This is a genomic window from Segatella hominis (genome assembly GCF_019249725.2).
In the GTDB taxonomy this organism is placed as follows: Bacteria; Bacteroidota; Bacteroidia; order Bacteroidales; family Bacteroidaceae; genus Prevotella.
In genome coordinates this window covers 1,183,328-1,197,216 of the sequence record NZ_CP137559.1, presented here as the reverse complement: position 1 = coordinate 1,197,216, position 13,889 = coordinate 1,183,328, and the positions used below count along the sequence as shown (strand labels likewise).

General features: G+C 40.8%; 15 protein-coding genes and 1 tRNA gene. 12 read left to right on the top strand and 4 right to left on the bottom strand.

Translation table 11 applies throughout. The features are described 5' to 3' along the window. Positions 1 to 2: 2 nt before the first annotated feature. Entirely contained in the window at positions 3 to 821 is an 819-nt protein-coding gene (gene panB, locus KUA50_RS04810) for a 3-methyl-2-oxobutanoate hydroxymethyltransferase (RefSeq protein ID WP_218457332.1), read from the bottom strand. Between the two features lie 40 nt (positions 822 to 861). Next, complete coding sequence (locus tag KUA50_RS04805) at positions 862 to 1,548, bottom strand: HAD family hydrolase (protein WP_218457331.1); 687 nt, start codon at positions 1,546 to 1,548, stop codon at positions 862 to 864. A gap of 168 nt (positions 1,549 to 1,716) precedes the next feature. On the opposite strand from KUA50_RS04805, the gene rsmG reads away from it, so the two are divergent. The 9 genes from rsmG (at position 1,717) to KUA50_RS04760 (ending at position 7,349) form a co-directional block, all read left to right on the top strand. After that, a complete protein-coding gene (rsmG, locus tag KUA50_RS04800; protein WP_218457330.1) occupies positions 1,717 to 2,340 on the top strand; it encodes a 16S rRNA (guanine(527)-N(7))-methyltransferase RsmG in 624 nt (207 codons plus the stop codon). 105 nt (positions 2,341 to 2,445) lie between these two features. After that, complete coding sequence (locus KUA50_RS04795) at positions 2,446 to 3,090, top strand: MBL fold metallo-hydrolase (RefSeq protein ID WP_118115350.1); 645 nt, start codon at positions 2,446 to 2,448, stop codon at positions 3,088 to 3,090. Further along, positions 3,087 to 3,716 carry a crossover junction endodeoxyribonuclease RuvC gene (gene ruvC, locus KUA50_RS04790; RefSeq protein ID WP_218457329.1) on the top strand — a complete coding sequence of 210 codons (630 nt, stop codon included), beginning with the start codon at positions 3,087 to 3,089 and terminating at the stop codon, positions 3,714 to 3,716. The genes KUA50_RS04795 and ruvC overlap by 4 nt, the downstream gene beginning before the upstream one ends. 26 nt (positions 3,717 to 3,742) lie before the next feature. Further along, a complete protein-coding gene (locus tag KUA50_RS04785; RefSeq protein WP_218457328.1) occupies positions 3,743 to 5,227 on the top strand; it encodes an ATP-binding cassette domain-containing protein in 1,485 nt (494 codons plus the stop codon). 83 nt (positions 5,228 to 5,310) lie between these two features. Then, a complete protein-coding gene (locus tag KUA50_RS04780; RefSeq protein WP_022111506.1) occupies positions 5,311 to 5,823 on the top strand; it encodes a hypothetical protein in 513 nt (170 codons plus the stop codon). A 150-nt stretch (positions 5,824 to 5,973) separates the two neighbouring features. After that, positions 5,974 to 6,798, top strand: coding sequence for a hypothetical protein (locus KUA50_RS04775; protein WP_218457377.1), 825 nt, complete (start codon positions 5,974 to 5,976; stop codon positions 6,796 to 6,798). 13 nt (positions 6,799 to 6,811) lie between these two features. Next, entirely contained in the window at positions 6,812 to 7,033 is a 222-nt protein-coding gene (locus KUA50_RS04770) for a hypothetical protein (protein ID WP_022111504.1), read from the top strand. Between the two features lie 5 nt (positions 7,034 to 7,038). After that, positions 7,039 to 7,227, top strand: coding sequence for a FeoB-associated Cys-rich membrane protein (locus KUA50_RS04765; RefSeq protein ID WP_218457327.1), 189 nt, complete (start codon positions 7,039 to 7,041; stop codon positions 7,225 to 7,227). Positions 7,228 to 7,278: 51 nt separating this feature from the next. Continuing rightward, a tRNA-Cys gene (locus tag KUA50_RS04760) sits at positions 7,279 to 7,349 on the top strand. Between the two features lie 310 nt (positions 7,350 to 7,659). On the opposite strand, the gene KUA50_RS04755 is transcribed toward KUA50_RS04760, so the two are convergent. Continuing rightward, positions 7,660 to 8,760, bottom strand: a complete 1,101-nt coding sequence (locus tag KUA50_RS04755; protein WP_218457326.1) for an AAA family ATPase — start codon at positions 8,758 to 8,760, stop codon at positions 7,660 to 7,662. Positions 8,761 to 8,921: 161 nt separating this feature from the next. Here KUA50_RS04755 and trxB point away from each other — a divergent pair, with 161 nt between their 5' ends. The 3 genes from trxB (at position 8,922) to KUA50_RS04740 (ending at position 11,442) form a co-directional block, all read left to right on the top strand. Continuing rightward, entirely contained in the window at positions 8,922 to 9,854 is a 933-nt protein-coding gene (trxB, locus tag KUA50_RS04750; protein WP_218457325.1) for a thioredoxin-disulfide reductase, read from the top strand. Positions 9,855 to 9,867: 13 nt separating this feature from the next. Then, positions 9,868 to 10,413 carry a hypothetical protein gene (locus KUA50_RS04745; protein WP_218457324.1) on the top strand — a complete coding sequence of 182 codons (546 nt, stop codon included), beginning with the start codon at positions 9,868 to 9,870 and terminating at the stop codon, positions 10,411 to 10,413. A 63-nt stretch (positions 10,414 to 10,476) separates the two neighbouring features. Next, positions 10,477 to 11,442, top strand: coding sequence for a PD-(D/E)XK nuclease family transposase (locus tag KUA50_RS04740; RefSeq protein ID WP_256624299.1), 966 nt, complete (start codon positions 10,477 to 10,479; stop codon positions 11,440 to 11,442). A 1,518-nt stretch (positions 11,443 to 12,960) separates the two neighbouring features. On the opposite strand, the gene KUA50_RS04735 is transcribed toward KUA50_RS04740, so the two are convergent. Next, complete coding sequence (locus tag KUA50_RS04735) at positions 12,961 to 13,800, bottom strand: prolyl oligopeptidase family serine peptidase (RefSeq protein WP_218457993.1); 840 nt, start codon at positions 13,798 to 13,800, stop codon at positions 12,961 to 12,963. Positions 13,801 to 13,889: the final 89 nt, after the last annotated feature.

The following is a 13,889-nucleotide window of genomic DNA, read 5'->3' as shown; positions in this document are numbered from 1 at the left end:
TTTTAATAGCTTTCTTCAATATTAGGATAATCACCTGTCTTGACAGCATCGACGTATGCCTGAACGCCCTTTGTCATCTCAGCCCCTACCTGTGCAAAGTGGCGCAAGAACTTAGGCTTGAACCCCTGGGTCATCCCCAATGCATCCGCATAAACCAATACTTGACCGTCGCATCCGTTACCAGCTCCAATTCCGATAGTTACGGCTTTTACCTGACGTGTAACTTCAGCAGCTATTTTGGCAGGAACTTTCTCCAAAACGATGGCAAAGCAACCAGCTTTATCCAGAGCGATGGCATCGCTGATGAGCTTTTCTGCTTCTGCTTCTTCTTTGGCACGGATACCATAACCTCCGAACTTGTTGACGCTTTGAGGAGTCAATCCTAAGTGGCCATGAACAGGGATTCCGGCATCTATCAGTGCTTTGATGGTATCTATCATTTCTACTCCACCTTCAAGTTTGAGGGCATCCACACCCGTCTCTTTCATCATTCGACAAGCATTGCGCAAGGCTTCTTCGCGTGAAATCTGATAACTACCGAAAGGCATGTCGCATACTACCATGGCATGATTAACGGCACGCGCTACGCTTCTGGCATGATAAATCATCTGGTCAACGGTGATAGGTAGTGTATCAGCGTTTCCTGCCATAACGTTTGATGCAGAGTCTCCGATCAGAATGCTGTCAATACCGGCAGCATCGATAATACCTGCAGTTGTAAAGTCGTATGCAGTGAGCATAGTTACCTTTTCACCAGCTTGCTTCATTTCAGCAAAAGTCTTGGTGGTAATTTTCTTTTTATCTGTTGATAAATATCCCATTTTTTGTGTTGTTTTTATAAATCGACTGCAAAGTTACACATTATTTACGAGATAGGCTAACAATTTTAACTAAATCTGCAAATGTGAAGCCAATATAGTCGGAAATCACTTCGTCAGAATAAGGTCTGATGGCATCAGCAGCGTTTGTCGTGGCCAATCCGAGCGTAAAGGCACCAGATGCTCTTACGGCTTTCAGACCGTTAAAACTGTCTTCCAAGCCAACACACTCTTCCGGTTTGACTCCGAAATAAGCCGCTCCCTTGAGATAGCAGTCTGGGTCAGGTTTGCTCTTGGCAAAATCTTCACTCGTGAGAACCCTGTCAAAGTAGTCTTTAAATTCCGGTCGCAGCTGATAAACATTGAGCATCTTAGGGATATTGCTGCTGGTTACAACAGCGCATTTTATGCCGTTATTGCGTAAATCCTTTACAAAATCCTCAAATCCAGCAATATAGTTGTAGCTCATGTTTTGCTCGAATTCATCCAGACGGGCGGTAATTTTAGCCTGTTCATCTTTCACGCTACAGAAATCATCTTTAGAAGCGAAAATCTTATCATCGGAAAAATACTTGTCGTAGATCTGAACCAGAGTCTGTCCTTTGATGATTTGTGCGAAATCAGGAATCTCAGGATGATACTCCTTCCCTATCATTCCCCAGAAAACCGAATATTGCGATTCGGTGTCAAAAACGACACCGTCTAAATCGAAAAGTGCTGCTTTAATCATTATTTTATTTGATAAATTGATAGATACAATCTCTTTTAATTCTCTAAATCGGTTGCAAAGTTACATATTTTTATTCTAAAATCAATAAAGAAAGTAAATAATCACAATCATTGTCAGTTATTTCGTATTTTTTTTATATTTTTGCACTCAAATAATAATATATAAGGTATGAAGATAATCGAGAAATACTTTCCGAATCTCACGGATAAGCAAAAAGAACAGATATCAAAATTGGATTCTCTCTATCGTGACTGGAATGCAAAAATCAATGTAATCAGCCGCAAGGATATAGACAATCTCTACGAACATCATGTGCTGCATTCCTTGGCAATAGCGAAAGCCATCCATTTCCGTGCGGGTTCTGAAATCCTGGATTTCGGATGCGGTGGAGGATTCCCAGGCATTCCTCTTGCTATTCTCTTTCCTGAATGCAAATTCAAATTGATTGATGGAACTGGCAAGAAAATCAGGGTTTGTAATGAGGTAGCTGCTGCTATTGGACTGGAAAATCTGAAGGCGGAGCATATTCGCGGTGAGGAGGAAAAGGGAAAATATGATTTTGTGGTCAGTCGTGCGGTGATGCAACTTCCTGATTTAATGAAAATTATCAAGAAGAATTTCAAAAAGTCCCAGCAAAATTCCCTCCCTAATGGTCTTCTTTGCCTGAAAGGTGGAAATCTTCAAGAAGAATTGAAACAATATAAAAATATTGCAGAGATTACTCCGTTGAGTGATTTCTTTGAGGAAGAATGGTTCAAGCAGGATAAACAGTTGGTATATGTGCCGGCGTGATAGATTGCACATATTCTGCAGAACAAATGATGGAGTCTTTCATGGAAAGGTCTCTTAAGAGTTTTTGATTATACAAATGTTTCTAATTATTTAAAAGAATATTCGATGTTACATATTGAAAAATTCGAAGTTAACATGCTTCAGGAGAATTGCTATGTGGTAAGTGATGAAACCCGGGAGTGTGTCATCATTGATTGCGGAGCTTTTTATCCGGAAGAAAGAACAGCCATCGTCAATTATATCAAGGAGAATAACCTTCAACCGGTTCATCTTCTTGTAACCCATGGACATCTTGACCATAATTTCGGCAACAATACAATCCATGAAACTTTTGGGTTGAAACCGGAAGTGTCGGCAGCAGATGAGAGTCTGATGAAGAACCTGAAGCAGCAGGCTGAGGTTTTCTATCAGATGCAGTTGGATTACGATTTTCCTCCTGTAGGTCATTTCTTTGAAGAAAATGAAGTGATCCGTTTCGGAAACCATCAGTTTGAAATCATCCTCACTCCGGGTCATTCCCGTGGCTCAGTCACATTCTACTGTGCCGATGAAAAGGTAGCCTTTACGGGCGATACGCTTTTCCGTGGTTCTATTGGCAGAACAGATTTTAAAGGCGGTTCTATGTTCCAGATTATCAACAGTCTCCGTTTCCTGGCCCAGTTGCCTGATGATGTAAAAGTATTGCCAGGACATGGACAGGCAACGAGCATCGGCGAAGAACTCGCTCATAATCCGTATATGGATCGATGAATAAAGTAGAGAAAATCATTCTTGGTATTGACCCTGGAACCAATGTGATGGGCTATGGGGTCATCAGGGTGACAGGCAATAAGGCTCAGCTGGTAGTCATGGGTGTCATCGATATGCGCAAGGAGAGTGATCCTTATCTCCGATTGGGTAAAATCTTCGAGCGTGTAACCGGTATCATTGATGAGTATCTCCCGGATGAGATGGCCATCGAGGCTCCTTTCTTCGGAAAGAACGTTCAGTCTATGCTGAAATTGGGGCGGGCTCAAGGAGTGGCTATTGCTGCAGCTATCCATCATGATGTGCCGATTCATGAGTATGCTCCTCTGAAAATCAAGATGGCCATTACGGGCCAGGGACAGGCTTCCAAGGAACAGGTGGCGGGCATGCTGCAAAGAATGCTGCACATCAGTGATGAGGATATGCCGAAATTCATGGATGCCACGGATGCCTTGGGTGCGGCTTATTGCCATTTCCTGCAAATGGGAAAGCCGGAAACCAATGCCAGGCATTATAGCAGCTGGAAGGATTATGCTTCCAAGAATCAGGCAAGGGTTGCTGGCAGCGCCCCCGTTACGGGGCCGAGAGCCCAGTTGATGGCTGCTCTCAATCGTACAACACATAAATAATTTTGATTATAAAGATATATAAGAAGATGCAAACAATTATCAAAATAGAAAATGGCATTACGCGTATGCCGGAATGGCGTATGGCTGAGCCTGTCAATTTTGAGGCTTGTGAAGGTGAACATATTGCCATCGTAGGTCCTAATGGAGGTGGAAAATCTATGTTTGTGGATATGATAGTGGGTCGCCATCCTCTGGTAATGCATGATCCATATTATGATTTCTCTCCGAGCAACAAGCCGATGGTGAGTGATAATATCAAATATATCACTTTCCGTGATACCTATGGCGGTGATAATGACCGTACTTATTTCTTGCAGCAGCGCTGGAACCAATTGGAGATAGATGAGTCCACTCCTATTGTCAGAGATAAACTGGAGGAAGCTTATCAGATGGCTGGAGAGGATACGCCGGAGCGCCGTGCCCTGCAGAAGCACATTTACAAACTCTTCCACATGGAGCATTTGCTCGACAAATATACGATACTTTTGTCCAGTGGAGAGTTGAGAAAGTTCAAGCTGGCTTCTACCCTCTTCGCAGAACCACGTGTGCTGATCATGGATAATCCGTTTATCGGACTTGATGCAGATACCCGTGATCAGTTGAAAGAGCTTCTGAAAACACTCTCTTCGGAGCGTGCGCTGCAAATCATTCTGGTCTTGAGCAAGAGCGACGATATTCCAGATTTCATCACACATGTTGTGGAAGTGAAAGATATGAAAGTATTGCCAAAACTGACAAAAGAGGAATATTTGAAGATGAGGCAGCCTGTTCCTGATCACATCTTAAGTCCAGAATTGGAGCAGGCCATTGTGGATCTACCATATAGTGAACGTGAATACCATAATGAGGAAGTTGTCAAGATGAATAAGGTTCGCATCCAATATGGTGAACGTATTATTCTGAAGGACCTGGACTGGACGGTTCTGAATGGAGAAAGATGGGCTTTGAGCGGACAGAACGGAGCAGGAAAATCTACCCTCTTGAGTTTGGTTTGTGCTGATAATCCGCAGAGTTACGCTTGTGATATTGCGCTCTTTGGCAATCCACGTGGAAGCGGTGAAAGCATCTGGGACATTAAGAAGCATATAGGTTATGTCTCTCCGGAACTGCATCGCTCCTATCAGCGAGATCTTCCTGCCATCCGTATCGTAGCAAGTGGTTTGATGGATTCTGTAGGTCTTTATGTTAAACCTAAGGATGAGGATTTAGCTATCTGTCGTTTCTGGATGAAGGTCTTTGGATTGGAAGGAAAGGAAGAAGCGGGTTTCCTCAAACTCTCCAGCGGCGAGCAGCGTCTGGTCTTGTTGGCTCGTGCTTTTGTGAAGGATCCAGAACTTCTTATCCTTGATGAGCCACTTCATGGACTTGACAATGTGAATCGTAGGCTGGTGAAAGATGTCATAGAGGCATTCTGCAAGCGAAAAAACAAGACTATGATTATGGTGACCCATTATAAGGAAGAATTGCCTGCTTGTATTGATCACAGCATCTTCTTGATTCGTCATGCCTGATAGTAGAGAAAGTCTTTGATACTTTTGTGAAAGGTTTGAATACGGATAAAAAATCTTTAATATTAATTAAAAAAATAAGAAAAATGAAAAGAATGATCATAGCAATGGCGCTCATAGCGCTCACATTTGCATCAGCTTCTGCACAGGATGTGCTGAATGAAATAGTGAAGACCTCATTTGCAACCGTAAATGATACAACCCAAAATATCGAAGTGCGCAAGACTGCGGTTTTCAAGTATGATGCCATGACTTATCTTCGTTCCAAGTTGTTGCAACCAGCTGACCTGCTTGACAAGAATGTAGATTTGAAGAAGGTGAATGCCACCATCCAGGTACTCAATGAGCAGGCTTTAGCCATGAATCAATATGTTGCTCTCTATCAGAAGCGTCTTTATGAGGCTAAAAAGAAGAACAGAGATATTGTAACCAATTTGTTCAAGCAGGCAACCCGAGATCATAAGTTGTTCAATGATACTGATACAGAGGTAACCTTAGCTTATTATGACCGTAAGGACTACCCTATCCAGTTCTGTATTGATTGCGATTGGATAAAGACTTTGGATTTCATCCGTACAATCGATTGGAATGGTCTTTAATAGTATTGAAAGAAGTACTCCTTATATATAATATGGATATTTGTGAAGGTACACCTTATTATATATAGAGAATAATAATGAAAAATATCTCATAAAATTTGCATATTAAAAAATAAGTAATTACTTTTGCAAAATAAAAGAGAATTTATGATGAAAAAGGAAAATAATATGAGTCTCAAACACTTGACCAAGTCAAGTGTTTGGGAAATACAGGAGAACGATGTGTTCCGTCTTTGGGAAGCTGCGGAGAAGGATACTGATCTGAAAGATAATCAGCGCCGCTATGTGGATGTCATCCGTAGTGCCTTCGAAATAGAGGAAATCAAAGTTGATAAACCTATCGTTATTGATAAATATATCCAACGAGGTTTTAAAATCGGAACCTTCCGTATTGATGATATGAATGTAAAGTACGCTATCAAGAAGCGCCCAATTCTTCGTGTTACCGATTTGACTTATGAGAATATTCATCACATAAGTGCTACAAAACTCATCGAAGTGTTGGAACGTAACTTTGGTGGTGGCTGGGAATCTCTCCCACAGAGTATCCAAGATATCATTCAGAGTGGTTTTGATATCAGCACAACTACCCTTCCTAAGGATCGTCTTCATAAGCCAGGCGGTCTCTATGAGAAGAAACTTGATGATGGTTTCGAAGTGCTGGAAATTCCTAAGGGAACATGGACCGAGGCGATTTTTGCCAAGGCGAAACCTCAGGTTGAGAAGGTGCGCATGAAATTTGCCGATGAAGACGAATTGGATCGTGAGGATGATCTTCGTGCGCGTGCTGAGGATGATGAAGACGACGATGAGGATGCACCAGAGATTGAGGATCATTACAATGATATCGATGAAGATGATGACGCTTTCGATGATGACAAGCTGACAGAGGAAAGTTATCGTACTACATTTGAGGATCCTGAAAATTTAGGTCTTGATGATGCGAATGATGTCGCTGACGATGATGAATATTAAAAAATAAAATAAAATGAATGCATTAATTGGTTTAATAGCTTTAGTAGTTGTAGCCCTTGTCGGATGGGCTATCGCCGAGTTTAAGTATAAGGCCTTCACTTTCACCCGTTCAGAAAAGGATATTGAGGAAGAGAAGGAATTGGAAGAATTGAAGCGTGCTGATGGTTTCAAGGAGATGAATATCCGCGACATCATGCGCAAGAATTCTACAAATGGTTATAATGCCGTAGGTTAATCTTTATGGTATTTCAATACATCATAATAGGAATAGTAATAGTGGCATGCCTTGTGTATGCCACTATTATTATGTGGAAAAATGGCAAATCTCAGCTGAAATGTGGCGATTATAAGTGTGCAGGATGCCCTTTTTTCGAGAAATGTGAAAAAAAACAAGAAAAAGTTGGGAAAAAATTTGGTGGAACCAAATAAAAGTAGTACCTTTGCAACCGCAAATGAGAAATACAATATCTCAATCTACAAGGTGTCTTAACCGAGCGGTTAGGTAACGGTCTGCAAAACCGTGTAGAGCGGTTCGACTCCGCTAGACACCTCGAAATAATCAAGAGGATGTGTCATAGTTTTATGACACATCTTTTTTTTGTTCTTCATATTTCTTATTCATCGGATTACGCAGAGTTCACGGAATATTCTTGCCCCCTCGGATTACTCACTGATTTTCACGGAACTCGACCTTGCGGTCGTAGCGATACCCCCTAAAGCAGGAACGTTACGGCTATATAAACGGCTGCATAAGCCAATCCCTATAGGCATAAAAAGTCCCACAGATTTCACAGATTTATTTGGGGCTTCCAAAAGAATTGTGTAAATCTCTGAAATCTGTGGGTAATTGATGATATGCTTTTATTTTTTCAAGGCAATATTATAATTGTAGTATTTAGTATTACCCGTGATGTCTTCTACAACTTGAATGAATGGCGGGAATTTCACGCTCTCTTGTTTTGCAATACCCTTTGTTTCAAGTATCATCAGATCATTCACAGGAGATTCGAAGGAATCCAATTCAAAATACTGACCTTTCCAGATAAAACTCTTGCGATGCTTCTTGATGGTTTGGCGGTAAGGATCCGCCTGCTGGAGAAGCGACTCATAAAGATTGCTGCTTATCTGGCGTTCTGTTTCTATTTGTTCTGTGTCAGATATTCTCTTCTTGGTAGTATGTACAAATACTTCCTTTTCTTCAAAGCGGCGCTTGCGCAAACGAATCTCACAATTAGGTTCACCAGTCAAGTATGTCTGTACAATATCGCTGTCAATACTATTTGGCACATTGCCAGTCAATTTGACAATATACTTTCTTTCCTCCTCTATTGGCTGAGGAATTCCAAGTACATTAGAAATCTCTTTGAGCACGCGATTCAGCTTGTTGTCAAAGTCTTCATGATTGTTGATCACTCTCAGATGTGGATGACCCGTCCATGCCTCAATGACACGCTTGTCCAATTCGCGGGCTATTTGAAGACCCTTTTCATCAGCCTTTTCCAGGCGCTGGGCATTGTTGCTTGTTGTGTAGAATTGCTCAGCACCATCCGCAGCAGAAACCAAGTGAAGTATGGCATCATATCTCTCGTCTCTCAGTTGAGTCTGCGTATAGCCAATTTCTCCGATAATATCTTGCCATTGCTGCGGTGAAAGATAAGCCGAGATGTCCATTACTCCCCTATCGCAGACGATGAGAACAGGCTGTTCGAGCGTCTGAGCCATTTTGTAAAAACAGTCCTCGAGATGCAGTTGGGTCAGGAGTGTAGCTTTCTCTCCAACGTAGAAGAAATCTTTGTTGGATGTCAAATAATTCATACCCGCCTGCGTAAACATCGTAGGCACCTCTGGGATTGTGAAAACCTTGTATCCCAGACTGGAGAAATGCTCAATAACTTTCACCAGTGCAGTAGTCTTACCAGCACATGGTCCACCGGTAAGCACGATTTTCTTAATAGTATTCATTCCGTATTTATTTTCTTTATTTTGTTTGCAAAGTTAACAAAAAATATCTGGATTATATCCAAATTTCGCATAATATTAGTATAAAGTATAAAAAAGAAAGGGAAATATTTTGCAGTTCATTTGAATTGCCGTATCTTTGCATAAAAATAAATATAAAAACTATGGAACAAGTAAAGACTTTGATTATCGGAAGTGGTCCTGCTGGATATACAGCAGCCATATATGCAGGAAGAGCTGATTTGAAACCCGTTCTTTATTCAGGTATTCAGCCAGGAGGCCAGTTGACCACCACTACAATCGTAGAGAATTTCCCAGGCTATCCTAATGGCGTGGATGGCAACCAGATGATGATGGACTTGAAGGAACAGGCCTCTCGCTTTGGAGCCGATATCCGTGATGGCAGTATTTCTAAGGTAGATTTCAGTAAGCGCCCTTACCATATAGTTGACGAGCGTGGAAATGAAATCCTTGCTGATACAGTCATTATCGCTACAGGTGCTTCTGCCAAATATTTAGGTTTGGCTGATGAGGAAAAATATCGCGGACAAGGTGTTTCTGCTTGTGCCACCTGTGATGGTTTCTTTTATCGTAAGCGTACCGTAGCAGTAGTTGGTGGAGGTGATACTGCCTGTGAAGAGGCCCTGTATCTTGCCGGACTGGCTAAAAAAGTCTATATGATTGTAAGAAAACCTTATCTTAGAGCCGCAGAGATTATGCAGCAGCGCGTGAAGGAGAAAGAGAATATTGAGATTCTTTTTGAAACAAATACATTAGGACTCTTTGGTGAAAATGGTGTAGAAGGTGCTCACCTTGTGAAGCGCAAGGGCGAAAGTGATGAGGAAGAATTTGATATTGCCATAGATGGCTTCTTCCTGGCAATTGGTCATAAGCCTAATACTGAGTTGTTTAAGGATTACATCGACTTGGATGAGCAGGGATTTGTCAAGGTTATTCCTGGCACTGCGAGCACAAATGTACCTGGTGTTTTTGCAGCAGGAGATGTGGCAGACCCGGTTTATCGTCAGGGAATCGTTGCAGCAGGTTCTGGTGCCAAAGCAGCCATTGAGGCAGACCGATATTTACAACAGCTTTAATCGGAAGATTGTCATGATAATTGATAAGAATACGAATTTCGAAGAAATCTTCAAGCGTGATCTTCACCAGTATTTATGTTCTATTGATCGAGTAGATGAACATTTGCCGGAAGCTCCAGATTTGGAAGAACTCTGGGCAAAGATTGGTGAAAGCTATTTGCCGGATGCAATGAAGGAATTTACAAAATATCCTACCGTGTCACTCGGTTGGATTATGTTTGTAGGATTGGCAATGGCTAAATATTGGGATGTAGATTGGGAGTTGTATAGTAAGGTAGAGAATCATTATGAATACTTGAAAAATAGTATTGATTTTGATCACATGGATGATTACATCTGTGAGAAAATACTTCTTTTGGATGAGGAATCTCATCAGAAAATGAATCATGTGGTGGCAGAATGTGCTTCCCGTACATTGAATCAATTGGCTCATATGGGAATAGAACCAGGTACAGAGACTGCATTTAGAGCTTTTATCGCCGCATTGCATCAGATGTATTTGATGGGAATAGCCGTTGAATTGAAAGCATTAGGCTATCATATGACTCAGCTGTCATGAGATGATCATTATAACGAAATTCCGATCAGAAAAAAATATAAGCTGCATTGCAGTAAAACAAAAATGATATTGCTTATGGAGGGAAATTATATTCGTTTTGATTGGGCGATGAAACGCCTACTTCGCAACAAGGCTAATTTTGTGGTCTTGGAGGGATTTTTGGCATCACTGATAGGCAAAAAGTTCAAGATAGAACGCTTCCTCGAAAGTGAAGGCAACCAGAGTGATGAAGAAGACAAATACAATCGTGTAGATATCCTCGCCGAAAGCGAGGAGGGAGAACTCTGCATTATTGAAGTACAGAATAGCCGTGAATTATCATATTTCCACCGTATGTTATATGGCGTTTCCAAGACTATCACAGAATATATCGGTTTAGGAAAACCTTATGAAGAAGTGCGAAAGGTTTACTCCATCAATATTGTTTATTTCGAATTGGGTCAGGGTAAGGATTATGTTTACCACGGCAAGACAGAATTTGTGGGTATTCATCAGCCTCATGATACCTTGAAACTATCCGTCAGACAAAATGAAAAATTCTTCGGTAATAAAGAATATGATATTTTGAAGCGTAAGGCTGCAGGTGATATCTTCCCTGAGTATTATGTGCTCCGTGTGAATGATTTCGATCAGGTAGCTACCACTCCATTAGATGAGTGGATAGAATTTTTGAAGACTGGTAATATCAGTGCCAAGGCAAAGGCTGCTGGTCTTGCTGAGGCCCGTGAGTGCTTACGTGTCGATTCGCTCTCTGAAAAAGACAAAAAGGCTTATTATCGCCACATGGAGTCAATAAGGCACATGAAGAGCCTCTTTGATACTAGCCGTGATGAAGGCTTTCAGGAGGGGAAAGATGAAGGACTTGCGGCGGGCAGAGCAGAAGGCAGAGCAGAAGGCAGAGCAGAAGGCAGAGCAGAATGTTCTTTAGAAATTGCTAATCAGTTGAAAGCGATGGGATTATCACCAGAGCAGATTGCCCAAGCCACTCATCTCCCTATAGAAGAAATATCAAAACTCTTTAAGCAATAATAGTTAAAGCGCGGCTAAGGTATCATAATTATTCCTTAACTGTGCTTTTTTATTAATTCCCCCCTTTCGTGCTTAAGACTTTTCGAAGCAAGGACAGATCTTGGCGGAAAACTCGTTGTTGCCGTGGATGGTGTTTCGAAAAAGAAAATTGAAAATGATTTTGACCGAAAATGACTTTGACCAAATGACCGGAATATTATATTGTAAGTCTGGCAAAGCATTACAGAATAGTTGCGCATAACCGATTTCGCTTCTAAAAGCATTATTTTAGAGTTCAAAATTAAGGGATTTTAGTGAAATAATCCGCAGTTTTGAGCTTATAAGTGAAAAAATAAGCCGAAAAATACGCTTTTTATAGAGATTTCTTAATACCAATATAATAACTTCGTCTCGATTTGTAAGCATCGCTATATTTACTATTTGTCCATTAAAAAGTTAAATCTTAACTGTCAACAGACGAATCAATTTTCCAAAACAACTATTATGTAAGTACTTGATATTGTGGGTTATAACTACAATCATTGGCTTGATATAGATTAAGTCAATAAAATTTGTTATCTTTATAAATGTTCTGTATTTTTATTATTATAGCAGAGATTGGCAAACTATTATATAATACCACTTTTAATGCTTTCTTTAACGTAAAAGTTATTTTTGAGGCTATTTTTGCGATTTAAGACCCTCGAAAATGGCGAAAAAATGAAGCAGAAATGCCCAAACAAGTACCCCCAAATGCAGTTTTAGTAAAGAAACACTACAAAATGACAGGCAAGAAATGGATATTGAACATGGATTTTCTTTGAATTTGAGAGACAGGAGCATATAAGAATAAGATTTTTTAGGAGAGAAAAAGAGGGGTTTAATAATCATATAACACACTGATAGTCAAGTACTTCTAATTACATCTTATACACTAAGACACTTGCTATGAAGAAAACAAAATCCGGTCATTTGGTCAAAGTCATTTTCGGTCAAAATGAAATTTGAATCGGTCAAAATGGTCTATAATATAATATAAATAATATTTATATTATATTATAGGATGACCGAGCGCCCCCGAAAACGATTTTGACCGAACATGACCATGACCAAATGACCGCTTTTCTAAAATTCTGAGTCACAAGCCTTCATTTTCTTCCAATTCTATCAAAATGCAGCAATTGATTTCCGAAATATCATTGTAAAGCAATATCAGTCAGGCACTTACAGACACCCCTAAAAAATCTGTAGCCCAAAAATTTGTTTTCAACTCCAAATTGTTGTACCTTTGCACCAGCAATCGAAAGAAAGCTTCTCTTGCACCGAAAGTCGGTCTTTACAGACGACACATTTGAGTCTCGATTGATGTAAGGCGCCAGACATCAATAACGACCCAAATAAGGGCAAGAAACGAGGCTTCTGGGGAATTGAAATATCAACCATCTAAACAACACAAAGTATGATTAATTACTGCATTACCATGCGCTCAGTGAATAGGATGAAGACCGAGAAGTTTGCCAAGCACATCTCCAGCCCCCATTAATACTCATTTCCCTCATCCTTAATCACGCTTGGACCATCGATGAGCTCGGGTTTTGGTGCATTACGGTTTACGCCATCATAAGCATTCCTTACATCCCCCATGCTGATGTCTATATCGCGATTTACAGGGCGGTCTGAATCATTCAGCGTGTGGGAGAAAAGCCATTGATAAGTTTTCTTCATGTAGAAAACGCGGGCTGGCATTCCATGATTGGCACCTTGCCACCAATCATAAATCAAGCGGGAATCATTTCCGTCACGTTTTAATTTATCTACTACTACTTTGGATTGCTTTACAGGAACGGCTCTGTCGGCTGTGCCATGGATAATCCAAAATGGAAGTTTCCCCAAACCGCTTACGTCTTTCAGGGAACAACCGCCACAGAGCGCCATTCCTGCTGCAATACGGTCGGGATAGGTGCCACAGACATCCATTGTTCCATATCCTCCCAAACTCATGCCTAAAACATAGACACGGGTGGTGTCACAGGAATAATGCTGCTTCACCCAATCAAGCATATCCATCACTTTCTTGGGACTCCAAGCACCTCCAGGGTTTTGAGGCACAAGCGTCAGAGCATCAATATCTCGGCCTTTCACAATGGCATCCAGCGGTCCGTATCTTCTTACTCTTTCAAGGTTGCGACCGCATAGACTGGCACCATGAAGGAAGATGATCACTGGCGTTTGCTCCTGCGTATAGAAATAATCCACTGGTGTATAAACCCAGAAGTTATAGCCTCCAGGTATCTCATTCTTTACTGCCCTAAGAAAATCGTATGCAGATATCTTTAAGACGGAAAGCAATAATATAGTCAAACAAAATATCTTTTTCATGTTGGCGAAATTACAATAAAAAATGCAGAAAACCAAGATTTGTCTTGGATTTCCTGCATTATTTCATATACTTTGCAACAAGTTAATAT

Excerpts from the sequence above, each read along its gene's own strand:
- rsmG (WP_218457330.1), top strand. The coding sequence starts at position 1,717 with ATGAAGATAATCGAGAAATACTTTCCGAATCTCACGGATAAGCAAAAA.
- KUA50_RS04780 (WP_022111506.1), top strand. The coding sequence starts at position 5,311 with ATGAAAAGAATGATCATAGCAATGGCGCTCATAGCGCTCACATTTGCA.
- KUA50_RS04775 (WP_218457377.1), top strand. The coding sequence starts at position 5,974 with ATGAAAAAGGAAAATAATATGAGTCTCAAACACTTGACCAAGTCAAGT.
- KUA50_RS04745 (WP_218457324.1), top strand. The coding sequence starts at position 9,868 with ATGATAATTGATAAGAATACGAATTTCGAAGAAATCTTCAAGCGTGAT.
- KUA50_RS04795 (WP_118115350.1), top strand. The coding sequence starts at position 2,446 with ATGTTACATATTGAAAAATTCGAAGTTAACATGCTTCAGGAGAATTGC.
- KUA50_RS04755 (WP_218457326.1), bottom strand. The coding sequence starts at position 8,760 with ATGAATACTATTAAGAAAATCGTGCTTACCGGTGGACCATGTGCTGGT.
- KUA50_RS04770 (WP_022111504.1), top strand. The coding sequence starts at position 6,812 with ATGAATGCATTAATTGGTTTAATAGCTTTAGTAGTTGTAGCCCTTGTC.
- KUA50_RS04805 (WP_218457331.1), bottom strand. The coding sequence starts at position 1,548 with ATGATTAAAGCAGCACTTTTCGATTTAGACGGTGTCGTTTTTGACACC.
- trxB (WP_218457325.1), top strand. The coding sequence starts at position 8,922 with ATGGAACAAGTAAAGACTTTGATTATCGGAAGTGGTCCTGCTGGATAT.
- panB (WP_218457332.1), bottom strand. The coding sequence starts at position 821 with ATGGGATATTTATCAACAGATAAAAAGAAAATTACCACCAAGACTTTT.
- KUA50_RS04735 (WP_218457993.1), bottom strand. The coding sequence starts at position 13,800 with ATGAAAAAGATATTTTGTTTGACTATATTATTGCTTTCCGTCTTAAAG.
- KUA50_RS04765 (WP_218457327.1), top strand. The coding sequence starts at position 7,039 with ATGGTATTTCAATACATCATAATAGGAATAGTAATAGTGGCATGCCTT.
- KUA50_RS04740 (WP_256624299.1), top strand. The coding sequence starts at position 10,477 with ATGATATTGCTTATGGAGGGAAATTATATTCGTTTTGATTGGGCGATG.
- ruvC (WP_218457329.1), top strand. The coding sequence starts at position 3,087 with ATGAATAAAGTAGAGAAAATCATTCTTGGTATTGACCCTGGAACCAAT.
- KUA50_RS04785 (WP_218457328.1), top strand. The coding sequence starts at position 3,743 with ATGCAAACAATTATCAAAATAGAAAATGGCATTACGCGTATGCCGGAA.